The following is a 19,191-nucleotide window of genomic DNA, read 5'->3' on the forward strand; positions in this document are numbered from 1 at the left end:
TAATTAGACTTTAAATATAAAGCAGAATTCATTACAATTGTCAAATTTTTAAAATATTGTTCAAATCCTATATTATATGACGTTATAAGTCCTTTGAAAACTTATTATTTTAGGCCTTATTCCATCCTTGAAATATTCAAAATAATGTATCTTTCACTCCTAAAAAATAAAAGCATGAATTGGGAAAAGTTACTCTCTTTGAAAAGATTTGGGGATCAATCTGACAGAAAAAGAATTGATCAAGATGAAGCCCGTTTAGGTTTTGAAGTAGATTTTGATCGAATTATTTTTTCTGATTCATTTAGAAGCTTGCAGGATAAAACCCAGGTTGTACCACTTTCAAAAACTGATTTTGTACATACAAGGCTAACACATAGTCTCGAAGTTTCAGTGGTGGCAAGATCTTTGGGTCGCACAATTGGTAAATATGTTCTTGATAAATACCCTGACTTAAAAGTAAAGGGATATCGTTCAAATGACTTTGGAGCCATTACCGCAGCAGCGGCTTTGTCTCATGATATTGGGAACCCCCCATTTGGCCACAGTGGAGAAAAATCGATTGGAGAGTACTTCGTTTCTGGCAAAGGCCAGCATTTTAAATCACAATTAAGTGCTAAACAATGGCAAGACCTGATCGATTTTGAAGGCAATGCCAATGGATTTAAAATCTTATGTGAATCTGTTAATAATATAAAAGGAGGTCTTCGTCTGTCTTATGCCACTTTAGGAGCCTTTATAAAATACCCTAAGGAATCGCTTCCTAAAAAACCTACCAGGCATATTGCAGACAAAAAATATGGTGTCTTTCAATCTGAACTCGATTTCTTTAAAGAATTGGCCTTTGAGTTAGGATTAAAAAAAACAGGTAACGATAAAGATGTCTCCTTTAGCAGGCATCCATTGGCTTATATAGTTGAAGCAGCTGACGACATTTGCTATACCATCATTGACTTTGAAGACGGCATAAATCTAGGATTGATTTCTGAAGATTATGCATTAGAATACCTCATCAACCTGGTGCGAGACACGATTAATACCAAAAAATATAATTCTTTACAAAACACCCAAGATCGCATTAGTTATCTGAGGGCCCTGGCAATAGGGAATTTAATTCAAGAGGCTGCCAGAATTTTTATTGCAAATGAAGAAGAAATTCTTGAAGGCAACTTTCATCATTCATTACTTGAAAAATGTAAGTATGAAGCTCAAGTAAATGATATTATTAAACTTAGCGTCGAAAAAATCTACCAGAGCAAAGAGGTCGTAGAAAAAGAAATAGCCGGTTATCAGGTTATTGCTGATTTATTACAAGTGTTTCTTAAGGCTGTAAATAATAAGCATGAGGGTACGCAATCAAATTATGATAAATTGGTTTTAATGCTTTTACCCGATCGCTATAAACAAACTTCTGATGATCTCTATAAAAGGATTTTAAGCATTTGTAATCTTATTGCTAATTTTTCGGATAGTTATGCTATTTTATTGCATAAAAAAATCAAAGGAATTGATTTGAATTAGGGCTTATTGATTAGAAATTATAAATTATTCCAATTCCTAATTGCTGTTTCAATTGGACACGAGCACCTGAAGTGATCACTTCTCCGTCTTCGTTAGTCTCCTTTATTTTAATGTCATCATCATATATCAAATGGCTTCGAAAGCTCGCCTGGAATAGTTTATTGATCTTAAACTGAAAACTCAAAATCCAATCAACATCAATATTTCCAAATTCATTGATATAATCTGAATACAAATCAAGATTGTTTACCATGGCTACGTTTTTAAAAATCTCCTTTTCCCATTTGGTCTGGATCAAAACTCCTAGTTCATGTCGAGAACGTTCTCCTGGTTTCACTCCAAATGCGCCCTCGTTTGACAGCTTCTCATCCAAGACATAGGTTGACTTCAAAGTAAGTGGCGACATATAAATTGAGAAGAGTTCTTCTCTTAAATTATAGCGACCTCCAACTCCTAAATGAAAATAGGCCGGAGCAAAAAACCTTGAAATAGGATCTTCATCATCTGGTTCGTTATAACCATCAGTAAATTGGGTTCTAAAACTGACTTGTGCTGTATAATACCAATTTGAAACAGTATCCTTTCTATAACCAAAAGATGATGCTATTCTAATTTCATCATCCGTTTTAATCAAACCCGTGTTCTGTTGATTATTCAGCCCATATCTTGCCGATACTTCGTTATTCCAAAGCGTATATAGTTTTTCGTACAATCTTGCGAATTCAACTTTAAATAATCCGGAAATTGAATTCACACCACCTGCATTCCAATTGACAAAAGCCACTTCATTAAGATCAAATCCAATACTGTTTTTATGTTTCCACCATACAGGTACAACCACTTCTTTTGTTCTTTTGATGCTTACCAATTCTATGGCATTTGAAAAGCCTATCGTATCAATACCATAGGTTTTCATTTTGGAAAAATATTCGATCTTTTTAGGTATAGGAACATACATTGTATCGAGGGAGTACTCATCAATCACCATCCTATATTTCGGAGTAATAATTATATCTCTGCCATAAGCATTCGTTTTACTTGAATCGATTTCAATATGATAATAAGGACGTAATAAAGAGTCTAATAAAGCCCTTTCAATGGATATCATTTTTGGTTTAGCTAAAGAATCTACTTGTATGCTATCCAATACCCCATCATTTCTGGGATAATCTTTAGTTGAAATAAATGAGCTGTCAAGACTTTGGACCAAAGCCATGGTATCAATTGCTACAGCGACCTTGACCGAATCTTTGACCTGCGCATTAACTGTTGAAACAACTAATAGAAAAAAACATATTTTGATTGTTCTAATCATTCAGAAAAATAGAAAAGCGAATTTAACAATTTTCGCCGTTTATTATATTGTCAATTTGGATTTCAATACTTTTTTCATCCAGACCTACTTTCCTGTTTAACTGATCTATATTACCATGTTCAACAAACAAATCTGGTATACCCATGTTTTGTATTTGAACATTTATTCCTGTTTTACCATTAGCATGTGCTAAAACAGCTTCGCCAAGCCCACCCCTGACTACTCCTTCTTCAATTGTAATTATATGACCATAGCCAGCATAAATCTGAGTTAATAGGTCTTCGTCAAGTGGTTTGGAAAAACGCATATCATAATGACCCAAGTCTAAATATTTATCTTTTTTACATAATTTTCTGATCACTTCACCAATAGGGCCAAGTGTCAAAATAGCAATATTTTTTCCTTTTCTGATAGTTCTTCCCTTACCAATTTCTATCGTTTCAAACTTTTTTTTCCAGTCTGATTTACTACCTCTCCCTCTTGGATATCTTATAGCTATAGGTCCGTTTAAACCTGATTGAACACTAAATAAAATATTTCTTAATTCAATTTCATCCATAGGAGAAAAAACGCTCATATTTGGGATGCAACTTAAAAATGCTATGTCAAACACACCATGATGCGTAGGACCATCCTCACCTACTAATCCTGCTCTGTCAATACAAAAAACGACTGGTAAATTCTGTAAGGCAACGTCATGAATAATTTGGTCATAGGCTCTTTGAAGAAAAGTTGAATAAATAGCACAGAAAGGCAGCATACCTTGGGTAGCCAATCCAGCAGCTAATGTAACAGCGTGCTGTTCTGCTATGCCAACGTCAAAAGCTCTTTCCGGAAATTTTTCTATCATATACTTCAAGGAGGAGCCCGTTGGCATGGCTGGTGTAATACCAACAATTCTTTTATTTTTTTCAGCCAACTCAACCAATGTTAAGCCAAAAACATCTTGAAACTTTAAGGGTAAATCCAGTTCATCTTTACTGATCAGTTCGCCTGATACCTTATCAAATGGTCCTGGTGCATGGTAAGTGACTTGGTCATTTTCGGCATTTCGTAGCCCTTTGCCTTTTTTGGTAATAACATGAAGTAATTTAGGGCCAGCAACCGTTTTAAGTCTCTCTAGCTCTTCAACTAACAAATTTATATTATGTCCGTCAATCGGCCCTGAATAGGATAAGTCAAGTGCCTCAAATAAATTCTTTTGATGGGTATCCACTCCTTGTTTTACCGAGGTGAGGTAATTCTTCAAGGCGCCTACATTCGGGTCTATACCCATCTCATTATCGTTTAAAATGATGAGTAAATTGGAATCGGCAACTCCAGCGTGATTCAATCCTTCAAATGCCATTCCGCTGGCAATACTGGCATCGCCAATAACCGCAATATGCTGCTTATTTGTTTCGCCCTTTAGTTTTGAAGCAATAGACATGCCTAAGGCGGCAGAAATAGAGGTTGATGAATGTCCTGTACCAAATGCATCATACTCATTCTCTCCTAACTTCGGAAAACCTGATATCCCTCCAAACTCTCTGTTTGTATGAAACAATTCTCTTCTTCCTGTCAAGATCTTATGCGGATATGCCTGATGACCAACATCCCAAACCAATAAATCATCAGGAGTATCAAATACATAGTGTAAGGCAATTGTCAACTCAACAACTCCTAAACTGGCCCCCAGATGTCCTTTTTTAACTGAAACAATATCAATAATAAAATCCCTAAGTTCCTTAGCTAAAGGACTGAGTTCACCAAGCGATAATTTCTTTAAATCACCTGAATTGTTGATATTTTCTAAATGTTTTTTGGTCACGAATACAAAACTACAATTATCTTTGGTGGAGCCAAAACAATAAGTTTTATATATTTTATGCATAAGAGCCCAATCGGAATTTTTGACTCTGGAGTAGGAGGATTAACTATTTATGAAGAGATCCATAGACTGCTTCCTCATGAAAATATTATATATCTGGCTGATAGTAAAAATGCGCCCTATGGTGAAAAATCCAAAGAAGAGATAATCGCTATTAGCGTTAAGAATACAGAATTTCTATTATCTCACGACTGCAAATTGATTGTTGTTGCCTGTAACACCGCCTCGACTAACGCGGTCAAATTTTTGAGAGAAAATTACGATATACCTTTTATACGCGTTCAACCTGCCATCAAGCCTGCTGCATTAAAATCTAAAACTAAAGTTGTAGGAATTCTTGCTACAAAAAGCACCTTGAATAGTGAGTTGCTCTTTGAAACTTCCCAGCGTTTTGCGCAAGGTGTTGATGTAGTTGAAAAAGTGGGAGAAGGTCTTGTTAGCCTTATTGAATCTGGCGATATGCATTCTCCTGAAATGACGGATCTGTTGAATAAACATATCCAACCTATGTTGGAAAAAAATATTGATCATCTCGTATTAGGCTGCACTCATTATCCATTTCTGACTGATCAAATTAAAGAAATCGTTGGTGATAAAGTTGGTATAATCGATTCAGGCGAGGCAATTGCAAGACAAACAAAAGTTATTCTGCAGGGAGAGAATTTGATAAATCCGGAGTCAGGAGAGATCAACAGGGTATTTTACACGAATAAAGATCCTCAGGTCATGCAAAAAATTCTGGATGAATTTGATGAAGGGTTTAAAGCCATTAAAACTGATTTTTAATCATGGATAGTCCTTTTACACATGAATATTTTATGAAAAAAGCTTTTATCGAAGCCGAAAATGCTTTTGATAAAAACGAGGTGCCCATTGGTGCCGTTATAGTGATCGGTGACAAAATTATAGCAAGAGCGCATAACCTCACTGAAACTTTAAATGATGTTACCGCTCATGCAGAAATGCAGGCCTTTACAGCAGCTGCAGATTATTTAGGTGGGAAATATTTAAAAAAATGTACCCTTTATGTAACCATGGAGCCCTGTCAGATGTGTGCTGGTGCAAGTTACTGGACACAGATAGATCAAATTATCTTTGGGGCCTATGATCCACAAAGAGGTTATCAGCGTCATAAAACAATGTTACATCCTAAAACGACTGTTATTGGTGGTGTGATGGAAAAAGAATGTAGTGAAATTATTAGTCGATTTTTCATTCAGAAAAGAAACTTGAACTAGTCTTCCTTTTTCTTATCTGGAGGGTTGGCAAAATCCTTAAAGGAGTAATTTCTTAAATCTTTATCCCTATACCTGGAATAGATAAACAGTGGCATGAGAATAAATGCAAACAACACCACGCCAAATCCAATGAATTTCTCTCCGGTACCTGAGGCCTCAAGATTTAAATAATAGCCAAAACCTATCAATATCAATACAGCAATCAACAATAATCTCAATACAATTTTCATCTATCCATTTATTTTGCAGCTAAATTACAAAATGTCTTATCTTTAAATTAATATTATTTCAGAATTGATAAATTTGTCTAGATACCTTATAACCGTTCTATTAATCTCATTATTATCTTGTAATATGCCATCAAAAGATGCATCTGATAAAATTGTCGTTGCACATAGAGGTGCCTCTGGCTATGTTCCTGAACACACTATGGAGTCAAAGACCATGGCGCATGCAATGAATGCAGATTATATTGAACAAGATTTGGTACTCAGTAAAGATGATGTCCCTATTGTAATTCATGATATTTATCTGGGAGAGGTTACCAACGTGGCTTCATTATATCCAGACATGTCAAGAAAAGATGGTCGGTTTTATGTAATTGATTTCACTTTTGCCCAATTAATGACGCTTTCAGTGAATGAGCGCATCAACTATAAAACAAAAAAAGCAGTTTTTCCAAATCGATTTCCTTTAAAAGAATCTAGTTTTAAATTGCATAGCCTTCAGCAGGAAATTGAGGTCATTCAAGGATTAAACAAGAGTACTGGAAAAAATATTGGTATTTATCCTGAGATTAAAAATCCTTCTTTCCATAAAGAACAAGGAAAAGACATATCCAAAATTGTACTTCAAATATTGAGTGATTACGGCTATAGGGAAAAGTCAGATGCGTGCATTTTACAATGCTTTGACGCCATGGAATTGCAACGAATTCGTGAAGAATTGAAATGTAATTTATTTCTGACTCAATTACTTGAATTCCCGGAAGGTTCTGAGCATTTAGAAAAGTATGCAAGCTATGCTGATGCTATTGGCCCGTCTATAGAGCAACTGCTTCTGGCTGGAATGGGAAAAACTAAAGGAAATTCATTGGTTGATAAGGCTCATGAGCTGAATTTAAAGGTTCATGCCTATACCTTTAGGCAGGATGAGCATCCTAATTTCGATGATTTTGAAGCTTTGCTGCAGTTTGGTTTTTACGATATCAATCTGGATGGAGGGTTTACTGACTTTCCAGATACCGTAATCAACTTTCTTAAGGAGTAACTTGGATAAGTTGTCTTCTATAAGCCGTTAGCAATTTTGACTTGGAAATAAACCCGTGATATATTCCATTTTTGACAACTGGTAGGTTCCAAGCTCCGGTTTCTTTGAATTTATTCATGATTACTGACATGTTATCACGCTCATAAAATATGATATCAGGAGCACTATGCATCAATTCTTCAACATGAATCTTGTCATACATGCTTTGGTCAAACATGATACTTCTAATATCGTCAAGTAATAAAATTCCTAAGAATTCATTTTCATCATTAACTACCGGAAAAATATTTCTTTTAGATTTAGTAACAGCTTTGTTGAGCATTTCGCCTAGACTATAATCAGGTTTAATCACTATAAAATCTCTCTCCACAAGCTTGCCTTTCTGCATCATCATTAACACATTCTTGTCTTTATCGTGAGTTAATAATTCTCCTTTTTTCGCCAATTCCATTGTATAAATTGAGTTTGATACATAATAGCGGGTCATGGAAAAAGAAATTGCCGACACAATCATTAAGGGCACAAATAATTCATAACCTCCGGTTATTTCAGCTATCAGGAAAATAGCAGTCAATGGCGCGTGCAAGACCCCAGCCATGAGACCAGTCATGCCAATCAAAGTGAAATTAGATTCTGAGATGCTCATATCCCACCCAAGGTTGTTTACTATCTTGGCATAGACATTCCCAAGTGCGCTTCCCATTACCAAAGTTGGAATAAAAATACCCCCAACTCCACCAGCAGAGAAAGTAACAGTCATGGCAACCGCTTTAAACACTGTTATACCAAAAAGAAGCATGATAACCAACCAAATATTCTCTTCAACCACCTCGATAAAAGGAATATCCCCAATGGCTTTTAAATGGTTTCCCGCAAGCAAATTATTGATAAGCTCAAAACCTTCACCATAAAGAGGAGGAATAAAAAACAACAAAACGCCTATTATAACACCTCCAATCAAAAGCCTTTTTACTGAGCTTTCAATTTTATCAAACAAACCAGTTATCCAAAAATACATTTTAGAAAAGTATACGGATGCTATTGCCGAGCCAATCCCTAAAACCACATAAAAGAGGAGGTCATGCATAGAAAATTTATCTTGAATCTCAAATCTAAATAACACTTCCGAGCCCAGAAAAAAGTATGAAGTTATTACCGCTGAAACCGAAGCAAGTAAAAGGGGTATCATAGACGCAAACGCCAGGTCAAGACTGAAAATTTCTACTGCAAAAATAACTGCCGCAATAGGAGCCTTAAACATTGAGGCAACGGCACCTGCTGAAGCGCAACCAATTAACAAAGTCCTGTTTCTTGCACTTGTGTGAAAAAATTGTGCAATATTTGACGCAATGGCAGCACCGGTACTTATAGCCGGTCCTTGCAACCCCACAGAACCTCCAAACCCAACAGTTAATGGCGCCGTAATTAGAGATGCATACATTTTATACCTTTCGATAAGCCCCTTCCTTTTAGACAATGAAAACAGCGTCGAAGGAATGGCGTGCCCAATCTTCTTTGGGATCAGATACTTCTGAATCAAAAAAACAAGTACCAAGCCTATCAATGGAAATACAAAATATAAGGAATGATGGTAATCAACAATCATTTTACCTTGTAAAATTGATTGGATAAAATGTGTCAAATTTTTAATTAATACAGTCCCTAGTCCTGCTAAAAAGCCAACCAATATACTCAAAGAATAAATAAATTGCTGGGTTGTAAAATGCTTATACCTCCATTTAAAAAATCTTCTTCTCAGCTTTTTTATATCAGGCATAATATTTATAAATGGGTAGTGTAATAGTTTTTAAAAGTAATAATTAAAACTTAGTCAAAAGAAAATCCGAAACGCTCATTTCGGATTTTCTCATTTAGCACTTATTATAAGTTAATTTTTAGATGCAACTCTTTAAGTTGATCATCATCAATATTAGATGGGGCATCGATCATCACATCTCTTCCAGAATTGTTCTTAGGAAAGGCAATAAAATCCCTGATTGTTTCTTGACCACCCAAAATAGCAACCAATCTATCAAGTCCAAAAGCCAGTCCACCATGAGGCGGTGCACCGTATTCAAATGCGTTCATTAGAAACCCAAACTGATCTATAGCTTCTTCTTTCGTGAATCCTAATAAATCAAACATTCTGGCTTGTGTTTCTTTGTCAAATATTCTAATGGAACCTCCACCAATTTCATTTCCATTAAGAACCATATCATAGGCATTTGCTCTTACTTTCCCAGGGTCACTTTCAAGTAAATGCATGTCTTCAGGTTTAGGTGATGTAAAAGGATGATGCATCGCATGATAACGCTCACTGTCTTCATCCCATTCTAATAGTGGAAAATCAACCACCCATAAAGGAGCAAATTCATTAGATTCTCTCATACCTAATTGTTCAGCCATTTCCATTCTCAATGTACTTAGCTGCGTTCTTACTTTATTTACATCTCCTGCCATAACAAGCAATAGATCTCCTTCTTTGGCATCCAGCCTGTCTGCCCATTGCTTTAATTGGTCCTGGTCAAAAAACTTATCTACTGAAGATTTAAAAGTCCCGTCTTCGTTGAATTTAACCCAAATCAATCCATTGGCTCCGATCTGTGGCTTTTTTACAAAGTCAACGATCTTGTCCAACTGCTTTCTTGAATATCCAGCACATCCTGGAACTGCAATCCCTACGACCAATTCTTGCGAATCAAAAACACCGAATCCTTTCTCTTTTGCAAGATCATTTAATTCACCAAACTTCATGTCAAATCTAATGTCAGGCTTATCATTACCATAAGTCCTGATAGCTTCCTCGTAAGTCATTCTTGGGAATTCAGCTATATCCACACCTTTAATTTCTTTCAATAAATGTTTAACAAGACCTTCAAAAGTGTTTAAAATATCCTCTTGTTCAACAAAGGCCATTTCACAATCTATCTGTGTAAACTCTGGTTGCCTGTCTGCTCTTAAATCTTCATCTCTGAAACACTTAACAATTTGAAAATATTTGTCTAGCCCTCCAACCATTAATAATTGTTTAAAAGTCTGAGGTGATTGAGGCAAGGCGTAAAACTGACCTTCATTCATTCTAGATGGAACAACAAAATCCCTCGCTCCTTCAGGCGTTGATTTTATCAAATACGGTGTCTCAACATCAATAAAACCTTCTTTTGAAAGATAATTTCTTACTTCCATGGTAACTTTTGAACGAAAGATTAAATTCTCGCGAACCGGATTTCTTCTGATATCCAAATACCTGTATTTCATTCTTAGCTCATCACCACCATCTGTTTCGTTCTCGATGGTAAAAGGTGGTGTTTTTGATTTATTGAGAACTATTATCTCTGTAACCAAGATCTCGATATCTCCAGTTGGCATTTGATCATTTTTGGCTTCCCTTTCAATCACCTGACCTTTCACTTGAACCACAAATTCGCGTCCTAAAGATCTAGCTTGATCAACAATTCCGGCATCCGTTCTTTCTCCATCGAAAATTAACTGAGTGATTCCGTATCTATCTCTTAGATCAACCCAAACCATAAAACCCTTGTCTCTCACTTTTTGAACCCAGCCTGATAAACAAACTTCTTGTTTGGCGTTGTCAATTCTTAACTCTCCATTATTATGACTCCTGTACATATTTTTTCAATTTATTGAAGCTGCAAATTTAATCAAATAGTAAACAGTTGCCGACTTTTTAAAACAATTTTTAATCTGATTATATAACATTATAATTTGCTCAAATTATTGGAGAAATGATCTAAACAATGTCAATTGCTTGCAATTAACTTTATATTTGTATAAAACTCATTTCATTGGATACCAACACTAACGACAGCTCAAAACTATATCTTGTTCCCACTCCTATTGGCAACCTTGAAGACATCACCTTACGGGCCATAAGGATATTAAAAGAGGTTGACGTCATTTTAGCAGAAGACACAAGAACTTCCGGGAAATTACTCAAACATTATAGTATTGAAACTCCAATGCTTTCGCACCATATGCATAATGAGCACAGAATGGTAGATCGCATTGTTGACCGTATTGAAGCAGGTGAAACTTTTGCCTTGATATCTGATGCGGGAACACCCGCAATTTCTGATCCTGGGTTTTTACTTTCAAGGGCCTGCATTGAAAGAGGCATTGAAATAGATTGTTTACCTGGTGCAACAGCCTTTGTTCCTGCTCTTGTGAATAGTGGCTTGCCAAATGAAAAATTTGTTTTTGAAGGTTTTCTTCCTGTAAAAAAAGGGAGGCAAACGAGATTAAAGCTACTAGCTGAGGAAACGAGAACCATTATTTTTTATGAATCTCCTCATAAGCTTGCTAAAACACTTGGTCATTTTGAAACCTATTTTGGAGAAAACAGATTGGTTTCTGTATCTCGAGAAATAAGTAAAATTTACGAAGAAACAAGAAGAGGAACTGTCAAAGAAATTAAAGAACATTTTACTGATCATCCACCTAAAGGAGAGATCGTGATTGTACTTAAAGGGAACACGAACAAATAATAACTGGATATTTTTATCCGATAGCATGCATCTGATTCTAAGAACATATAATTTAAAGCTCGAACATACTTTCAGGATTTCTCGTCAATCATACGACAGTAAAACTGTATTAATTCTTGAGCTTCAAGATGGGAACTTCTCTGGATATGGTGAAGCATCTGAAAACCCATATTACAATCATACGGTCGACGACATGATTCATGACTTATCAGCTATCAAAGAAGAAATTGAATTGGATTTAGGAGAATCTCCCGAAGACTATTGGCATAGAATTTATCCCTTATTAAAAGATAATATGTTCGCCTTATGCGCTCTCGATATAGCATACAACGACTTATACGCTAGAAAAAAAGGAAAGAAACTATTCGAATTATGGAATTATAAAATTAATAAGAATCCGCTTTCAAATTTTACGATTGGCATAGACAGTATTGATAATATGATTGCCAAGATGCAAGAAACGCCTTGGCCCATTTATAAGATTAAACTCGGTACTAAGGATGATATTAAGATCATTAAAGCACTAAGGAAGCATTCAGATGCTGTTTTTCGAATAGATGCTAATGGCGCATGGGGCGTTGATGAAACACTTAAAAATGCTATTACTTTAAAAGGTTTGAGGGTAGAGTTCCTGGAACAACCAGTCTCAGCAGACGATACCAAAGGAATTCGGTATGTTTATGAAAAATCTGTATTACCCATCATAGCAGATGAAAGTTGTCAGATTGAATCAGACATTGATGCTTGTTTTAAACATTTTCACGGGGTAAATATCAAATTAGTAAAATGTGGTGGCCTGACACCTGCCCGACGCATGCTCGAACGCGCCAAAAAATTACAAATGCAAACCATGGTTGGATGCATGACCGAATCATCAATTGGTATTTCTGCCATTGCACATTTGTTACCCGCTTTAGACTATGTTGATATGGACGGTGCTTTATTATTGCGTAAGGATATTGCTACTGGAGTGACTATAGAAAATGGAAAGGTTTTTTATTCCGAAATAAATGGCACTGGAGCCACATTGATAAATTGGGAAACCCTAAAAAAAATAGATTAAATCACATATAAAAACGTAAATAAAACATGACACAGACAATTAAAACTCAATGGGAAGGAAACATGCTTTTCAATGCAGATACACTTGGAGGAAATTTTAAAATAGATGCAGCAGAAGAATCTGGTGGCGAGGGTAAAGGGGTTAGACCTAAAGCATTAATGCTGACTTCTCTAGCAGGTTGTACGGGAATGGATATCATTTCGTTATTGAAAAAAATGAGAGCTGAAGTTGATGATTTAGACATCAATGCCTCAGGTGAGCTCACTGATGAGCACCCAAAAATTTACAATAAAGTAACGCTTGAATATATTTTTTATGGAACAAACCTTAAGAAGGATAAAATAGAAAAAGCGATAGAATTATCAGCTGAAAAGTATTGTGGTGTTATGGAAATGTTTCGTCAGTTTGCCGAAATCACTACCATAATAAAGTATGAAGAAAAAAAGAGCTCCTAAGTTAGGAGCTCTTTATGTTTTATTTTATTATTCTCTAGCATTCAGTATGGTAACTACCAAGGCCGTCATAGAAATTAAGAGTCCAAGGGATGATAAAAGCACACCTGTCTGAGCTCCAATTGCTGAGTTCTTAGCTCTTGTTTTATTCGGTTCCACATAGACTACGTCATTTTGAGATAAATAATAAACCGGAGAATTAAATAAATCATCTGATTTCAAATTCACCCTCGTATAGGTTTTTTTACCGTCGTAATCCTGAATGACCAATACATTCTCTCTCTCTCCATAAATAGTCAAATCACCTGCCAAAGACAAGGCTTCTATAAGCGTAATTCTCTCATTTGTGGCTGTAAAAGTTCCTGGTCTGGCTACTTCTCCCAACACGGTTATTCTATAATTTACGGTCTCAATATCTACTATTGGGTCCTTAATATAATCGGTTAGTTTTTCTTGCAACATTGTAGTTGCTTGTGATCTGTTCAATCCTGCCAGTTTTAGCTTTCCTAAAACAGGAAAATTGACATTACCATCTGGGTCAACCCTATAGGTTTGAATTCGCTCCCTTCCTCTAGCATCTAAAATATCAAGTGATACACTTACTGAAGATTTGTTAAATGGCCTGGCAGCTTCTGCATCCAAGGCGTTTACAATAATTACTAGTTCATCATCAACATGATATGTTGGGGAATAACTATCTAATCCAATTGCATTATCAGTACTATTCATACCATTAAAATAGACAACATCATCCTTGGTTGCACAAGAATACATCAAGCCTATAAACAATAATAAAGCAATAATTTTTTTCATAACGAGGGGTTTTTTAAACGAATATACTTATTTATTTTAATTGTGCAAACCTAGACTATTAATATCAAGTACCTTAGGCATTTACAAATTGAGCTTTCTTTCCTATTTGATAATACTCAAAGCCCAAACTCTCCAATCTCAAATGAGAATATTGATTTCTACCATCGAAAATGATTGGATCAATTAGTTTCATTTTTAATTCTTCAAAATCCGGGGATCTGAATTCTTTCCATTCCGTCAGTAAAATCATGGCATTTGCATCAGCCAGCGTTTCATACTTAGAATTGAAATAACTGATATTTGGCGTGTCTTTAAGATAAAATGACTCAGCTTCATGCATGGCTTTTGGATCGTAGGCCTTAATGGAAGCGCCTCTTCTAACCAATTCATTCGCAATATAAATAGCTGGAGCTTCACGCATATCATCTGTTCCCGGCTTAAAAGCCAAGCCCCATATAGCAAATGTCTTACCAGACAAATTTTCTCCAAAACGGCGTACTACTTTCTCAGCAATAACTAATTTTTGTTTATCATTAACCGACTCAACAGAAGTTATCAATTCAGCTTGATAGCCGCTATTTTCAGCAATTTTTTTCAAGGCTTTGACATCTTTAGGAAAACACGATCCTCCATAGCCACTCCCTGGATAAATAAAGCTATAACCTATTCTCGAATCAGAACCAATACCAATACGCACTTTATTGACATCGGCATCAACCAACTCACAAATATTTGCAATCTCATTCATAAATGAAATTTTTGTTGCCAACATTGCATTTGCCACATATTTAGTCATCTCAGCAGATCTGATATCCATCTCAATCATCCTGTCATGATTGTGTGTAAAAGGAGCATATAAATCTCTCATCGTCTCAAAAGCACTATCATCATCGGCACCAATCACAATTCGATCAGGTTTCATAAAATCATTGATAGCAGCACCCTCTTTTAAAAATTCTGGATTTGAAACCACATGAAAATCAATAGCAACATCTCTTTTTTTGAGCTCTAACTCAACCTGATCTGTTACTTTGTCAGCAGTTCCTACTGGAACTGTTGATTTGTCAACAATTACCAAGGGGTTTTTCATTTTTTGCCCAATTTCTGAAGCAACGCTCAAAACATATTGCAGATCAGCAGAACCATCCTCTCCCATAGGAGTTCCTACAGCTATAAAAACCACTTTAGAATTTTCTAATCCATCTTCAAGATTCGTACTAAAAGTCAAATCTCCAGATTTAACATTATTCAATACCATATCCTCTAAGCCTGGTTCATAAATAGGAATAATTCCTTTTTTGAGTTGATCAATTTTATCCTCATCAATATCAATACAAGTTACCTTATTTCCCATTTCAGCAAAACAGGTTCCGGTAACCAATCCGACATATCCGGATCCTACGACAGTTATATTCATCTTTATACTTTTGCGGTTTCCCTTTTTTCAATTTTTCTTAAAAAACTCAGTGGTATGTTTACATTAAAACAACTTCCTAAAGAGTCAATTTTTACAACCACTCTGTGATTTTTTCCTTCTCTTATACATGTAGCAATTAAACCCATAAATGGTCCATTTATTACTTCAACAGCATCACCACTAAAAACATTTACACAATTGGAAATTTCATGGTTCTCCGATGTTCCAGTCAAAATTCTGAGGTTTTCAATTTCAACAGCCCTTATCTTGGCAGGTTTTCCCAAATGCTTCAACACATTTACAGTGCCTTGAATTGGCAGTGTCATATATAGATCTTTTTCAAGCATCTTGACAAAAACATAGGATGAAATCAAAGGTACTTCAATACTTTTTTTACGATCACTCCATTGTCTTACAGTTTTGATCATGGGTAAAAAGACTTCAATATCATGATCTAACATTCTTTGATAAACCTTTTTCTCTGATCTTGGCTTCGTGAAAATAGCATACCAATTAGGCTTCTCTTCATTTTTATTCAAATTCATACATCAAATTGTTAGTTGAACAAAGCTTGTTTATTTGGTCATTTTTGAATCGACGAACAAATATAATATTTAATATATTTACGCTGCAACTTTAAGCCACAATTATCAATCCAATTAATCGCTGTTAATCCCTTATCTATTGAACAGAATTATCATATCTGTAACCAACGATTTAGCAACAGATCAACGTGTTATTAAAACCTGTGATTGTTTTAACGAACTGGGTTATGATATATTGTTAATTGGAAGAAAATTGAAAAACAGTCCCGAACTTAAGTTTCCGTTTAAAACTATTCGCTTTAAACTGCTATTTAATAATGGGTTTTTATTTTATGCAGAATATAACCTTAGGCTATTTGTTGAACTTCTATTTAGGAAAAAGACTGTATTATACGCCAATGACTTAGATACCTTGCTGCCTAATTATTTAATTAGCCGATTATCTTCTTCAAAATTAATCTATGACAGTCATGAATATTTTACCGAGGTCCCGGAATTGATCACCAGACCTCGAGTCAGAGCATTTTGGCTAAAAATTGAAAAATATATCTTTCCAAATTTGAAAAATGTGGTCACTGTAAACCATAAAATTGCTGAGATTTATAAAAACAAATATAAAGTGCCTGTTACGGTGATCAGAAATATTCCAAAGCCCTATGCCATAAAAAAAACGGATTCATTTTCTATTATAGAAAAGGGGCAGAAATTCATTATTTATCAAGGTTCCTTAAACCTGGGCCGCGGATTGGAGTTAATGATTGATAGTATGCTGCATTTAAAAGGCTATAAACTTTTGATTGTAGGAGACGGAGATATATCAGGCAAGTTGAAGAATCAAGTAGAAAGATTACATTTGCAAGATCAAGTAGTTTTTTTAGGGAGAATACTCCCAAACAAGCTAAAAATCATAACCAGACAAGCTGAATTAGGTTTAAGCCTGGAAGAAGATTTGGGCCTGAACTACCGCTATTGTTTGCCTAATAAAGTTTTTGACTATATCTATGCTGGAATTCCAATATTGGTTTCTGACCTTCCTGTTTTGAAGGAGTTATTAGGAGAAAATAAGATTGGCACCTTTCTGCGAGATCGAAGTCCTGAGGTATTAGCTGCTCAGATAGAAAACATGGTTTTAAATAAACATGAATTTTCAAATGGGATTGAAAAAGCAAAAGCCAAGTATAATTGGAACAATGAACAAAAAACACTAGTTAATTTTATCAATGAAATTGAATAAAAAATTACATATAATTTGTTTTGACGTGCCTTTCCCTCCCACGTATGGTGGTGTCATTGACGTGTTTTATAAAATTAAAGCGCTTGCAGAGAATGGGGTTGAAATCTATTTACATGTTTTTTACTACGGTAGAAAGCAACAGGATGTTTTGAACAAATATTGTAAAGAAGTAAATTATTACAAAAGAAATACCTCATGGCTCAACGGACTAGGATTGTTGCCTTATATTGTAAAATCAAGAAAAAGTGATGCATTGACCAAAAATCTGGAGCGCGTAAACGCCCCAATTCTTTTTGAGGGCTTACATACCACCTTTTTATTAAAAAACAAACGATTCAAAGACAGGAAACTCTTTGTCAGAACCCATAATATAGAGCACTTGTATTATAAACAGCTTGCTAAAAATGAGTCAAATGTTTTTAAAAAATTGTTTTATTCGATCGAAGCAGTTAAACTAAAATTCTATGAAAAAAACTTAAAGCATTCAAATATTATTCTTTCTCTTTCAAAACATGAAACAACGTATTTTGAAAAAAAATTCGGAGAAAAAGTGATGTACTTACCAGCATTTCATCCAAGTGATGGATATCACGAATTATCAAAGAAAGGTTATTTTGCTTTATACCACGGAAATTTAAGTGTAACTGACAATATGAAAGCTGCTTTACTGTTGATTGATGCTTTTAAACCTCTCGATTATCCTCTTGTTATTGCGGGTCAGACATCAGACAAAAAATTTCATTCAAAAATTGACCAGCATAAAAATATAAGTTTTATTGAATTGAAAGACGAGGCACATTTATTTGAGCTTTTAAACAGGGCTCATGTGAATGTTTTATATTCCAGTAATAATTCCGGTCTTAAATTAAAATTAATAAACGCGCTTTTCCAAAGCAGGTATGTCATTGCCAACAATAACATTGCCGATGGTTCCGGATTAGAATCACTCTGTAAAATAGCCAATAACAAAGCTGAAATAATAAATCAATTATTAAAAATAACTGAAAAAGATTTTCCTGATGAAGACATCGCCGCAAGAAAGGACTTATTAAAGTTATATGATAAAAACGTCAATGCGCAAATACTGATTCATGAATTGTAATCAGGATCAGACTACTTCAAAAATTTTGCCGCCTTCACACTTTATAGTTTTATGAGGAAATTTTAAAATAAGTGCATAATCATGCGTGGCCATTAAAATCGTAATTCCGGCCTTATTGATTTCTTCCAGAACATTCATGATCTCAACTGAAGTTTTAGGATCTAAATTTCCTGTTGGCTCATCTGCCAATATCATTTCAGGTGTATTTAACAAGGCTCTTGCAATGGCTACACGTTGTTGCTCTCCTCCTGAAAGCTGATAAGGCATTTTAAAACCTTTGGTTTTCATATCGACCTTTTCAAGAACTTCATTGATTTTAACCTCCATTTGGTTCTTTCCCTTCCAACCGGTAGCTTTTAAAACAAAAAACAAATTCTCATAAACAGATCTGTCATTTAACAATTGAAAATCCTGGAAAACAATGCCAATTTTTCTTCTCAAAAATGGAATATCCTTCTCCTTTAGCTTTCTAAGGTCAAATTCTACAATTGAACCTTGACCAATTTGCAATGGCAGATCTCCATAAAGCGTTTTCATTAAACTACTCTTACCACTTCCTGTTTTTCCAATAAGATAATTGAAATCTCCCTTTTTAATATCCAGATTGATATCAGACAAGATTAAGTTTTCTCTTTGAAATATTGACGCGTCTTTTAATTGAAGCATTTTTTATTTTTTGATGATACAAACGGTTGTTTTTTATGCCCTTTAGGCTAATTAACGACTAAAGATTGACAAACTTAATGTTTAAATTTGAAATAGTAAAGCTCCATAAATGTATAAAAGTAATTACCATGATTATATCGGTTCCATATCTTTTATGAATAGAGATTCATTACTAAATTCGTGG

The 19,191-nt window shown here is 35.0% G+C and carries 18 protein-coding genes; 9 read left to right on the forward strand and 9 right to left on the reverse strand.

What is annotated here, in order from left to right:
* The first annotated feature begins 174 nt into the window (after positions 1-174).
* Complete coding sequence (locus QWY87_RS00900; protein WP_290287453.1) at positions 175-1,518, forward strand: deoxyguanosinetriphosphate triphosphohydrolase; 1,344 nt, start codon at positions 175-177, stop codon at positions 1,516-1,518.
* Between the two features lie 10 nt (positions 1,519-1,528).
* On the opposite strand, the gene QWY87_RS00905 is transcribed toward QWY87_RS00900, so the two are convergent.
* A complete protein-coding gene (locus QWY87_RS00905) occupies positions 1,529-2,833 on the reverse strand; it encodes a DUF3078 domain-containing protein (RefSeq protein WP_290287454.1) in 1,305 nt (434 codons plus the stop codon).
* 22 nt (positions 2,834-2,855) lie between these two features.
* Entirely contained in the window at positions 2,856-4,706 is a 1,851-nt protein-coding gene (locus QWY87_RS00910; protein WP_290287455.1) for a 1-deoxy-D-xylulose-5-phosphate synthase, read from the reverse strand.
* Here QWY87_RS00910 and murI point away from each other — a divergent pair.
* Both murI and QWY87_RS00920 read left to right on the forward strand, forming a co-directional pair.
* A complete protein-coding gene (murI, locus tag QWY87_RS00915) occupies positions 4,701-5,489 on the forward strand; it encodes a glutamate racemase (RefSeq protein ID WP_290287457.1) in 789 nt (262 codons plus the stop codon). The two genes, QWY87_RS00910 and murI, sit on opposite strands and share 6 nt — an antisense overlap.
* Positions 5,490-5,491: 2 nt before the next feature.
* Positions 5,492-5,941: a nucleoside deaminase gene (locus QWY87_RS00920; protein WP_290287460.1), complete on the forward strand. Its 450-nt coding sequence runs from the start codon at positions 5,492-5,494 to the stop codon at positions 5,939-5,941.
* On the opposite strand, the gene QWY87_RS00925 is transcribed toward QWY87_RS00920, so the two are convergent.
* Positions 5,938-6,171, reverse strand: coding sequence for a hypothetical protein (locus QWY87_RS00925; protein WP_290287462.1), 234 nt, complete (start codon positions 6,169-6,171; stop codon positions 5,938-5,940). The genes QWY87_RS00920 and QWY87_RS00925 overlap by 4 nt on opposite strands.
* Before the next feature lie 73 nt (positions 6,172-6,244).
* Between QWY87_RS00925 and glpQ the strand changes: the two genes are divergently transcribed.
* On the forward strand, positions 6,245-7,210 hold the full coding sequence (gene glpQ / locus QWY87_RS00930) for a glycerophosphodiester phosphodiesterase (RefSeq protein ID WP_290287465.1): 966 nt from the start codon (positions 6,245-6,247) through the stop codon (positions 7,208-7,210).
* On the opposite strand, the gene QWY87_RS00935 is transcribed toward glpQ, so the two are convergent.
* Positions 7,200-8,987 (reverse strand): chloride channel protein, encoded by a 1,788-nt coding sequence (locus tag QWY87_RS00935; protein ID WP_290287467.1) that lies wholly within the window; start codon positions 8,985-8,987, stop codon positions 7,200-7,202. The two genes, glpQ and QWY87_RS00935, sit on opposite strands and share 11 nt — an antisense overlap.
* A gap of 104 nt (positions 8,988-9,091) precedes the next feature.
* A complete protein-coding gene (gene aspS, locus QWY87_RS00940; RefSeq protein ID WP_290287470.1) occupies positions 9,092-10,840 on the reverse strand; it encodes an aspartate--tRNA ligase in 1,749 nt (582 codons plus the stop codon).
* Positions 10,841-11,016: 176 nt separating this feature from the next.
* Between aspS and rsmI the strand changes: the two genes are divergently transcribed.
* Genes rsmI through QWY87_RS00955 form a run of 3 tightly spaced genes read left to right on the forward strand, consistent with a single transcriptional unit; the run spans position 11,017 to position 13,233 of the window.
* The gene (gene rsmI, locus QWY87_RS00945; protein ID WP_290287472.1) at positions 11,017-11,715 is read left to right on the forward strand and encodes a 16S rRNA (cytidine(1402)-2'-O)-methyltransferase; all 699 of its coding nucleotides are present in this window, start codon (positions 11,017-11,019) and stop codon (positions 11,713-11,715) included.
* 25 nt (positions 11,716-11,740) lie between these two features.
* Complete coding sequence (locus QWY87_RS00950; RefSeq protein ID WP_290287474.1) at positions 11,741-12,778, forward strand: dipeptide epimerase; 1,038 nt, start codon at positions 11,741-11,743, stop codon at positions 12,776-12,778.
* 26 nt (positions 12,779-12,804) lie between these two features.
* Positions 12,805-13,233: an OsmC family protein gene (locus QWY87_RS00955; protein WP_290287475.1), complete on the forward strand. Its 429-nt coding sequence runs from the start codon at positions 12,805-12,807 to the stop codon at positions 13,231-13,233.
* A 27-nt stretch (positions 13,234-13,260) separates the two neighbouring features.
* Here QWY87_RS00955 and QWY87_RS00960 read toward each other — a convergent pair whose 3' ends face one another.
* From QWY87_RS00960 to QWY87_RS00970, 3 genes are all read right to left on the reverse strand, one after another.
* Positions 13,261-14,043 carry a polysaccharide biosynthesis/export family protein gene (locus QWY87_RS00960; protein WP_290287476.1) on the reverse strand — a complete coding sequence of 261 codons (783 nt, stop codon included), beginning with the start codon at positions 14,041-14,043 and terminating at the stop codon, positions 13,261-13,263.
* Positions 14,044-14,116: 73 nt separating this feature from the next.
* Positions 14,117-15,460, reverse strand: coding sequence for a UDP-glucose dehydrogenase family protein (locus QWY87_RS00965; protein WP_290287477.1), 1,344 nt, complete (start codon positions 15,458-15,460; stop codon positions 14,117-14,119).
* 2 nt (positions 15,461-15,462) lie between these two features.
* Positions 15,463-16,005 carry a UpxY family transcription antiterminator gene (locus tag QWY87_RS00970; protein ID WP_290287478.1) on the reverse strand — a complete coding sequence of 181 codons (543 nt, stop codon included), beginning with the start codon at positions 16,003-16,005 and terminating at the stop codon, positions 15,463-15,465.
* Positions 16,006-16,144: 139 nt separating this feature from the next.
* Here QWY87_RS00970 and QWY87_RS00975 point away from each other — a divergent pair, with 139 nt between their 5' ends.
* Together QWY87_RS00975 and QWY87_RS00980 are read left to right on the forward strand one after the other, a co-directional pair.
* Positions 16,145-17,239 carry a glycosyltransferase gene (locus QWY87_RS00975; RefSeq protein ID WP_290287480.1) on the forward strand — a complete coding sequence of 365 codons (1,095 nt, stop codon included), beginning with the start codon at positions 16,145-16,147 and terminating at the stop codon, positions 17,237-17,239.
* Positions 17,226-18,341: a glycosyltransferase gene (locus QWY87_RS00980; protein WP_290287481.1), complete on the forward strand. Its 1,116-nt coding sequence runs from the start codon at positions 17,226-17,228 to the stop codon at positions 18,339-18,341. The genes QWY87_RS00975 and QWY87_RS00980 overlap by 14 nt, the downstream gene beginning before the upstream one ends.
* A 6-nt stretch (positions 18,342-18,347) precedes the next feature.
* Here QWY87_RS00980 and QWY87_RS00985 read toward each other — a convergent pair whose 3' ends face one another.
* Positions 18,348-19,007 carry a cell division ATP-binding protein FtsE gene (locus tag QWY87_RS00985; RefSeq protein WP_290287482.1) on the reverse strand — a complete coding sequence of 220 codons (660 nt, stop codon included), beginning with the start codon at positions 19,005-19,007 and terminating at the stop codon, positions 18,348-18,350.
* Between the last annotated feature and the right edge of the window lie 184 nt (positions 19,008-19,191).

Source organism: Lutimonas halocynthiae, assembly GCF_030409835.1.
Lineage (GTDB): Bacteria > Bacteroidota > Bacteroidia > Flavobacteriales > Flavobacteriaceae > Lutimonas > Lutimonas halocynthiae.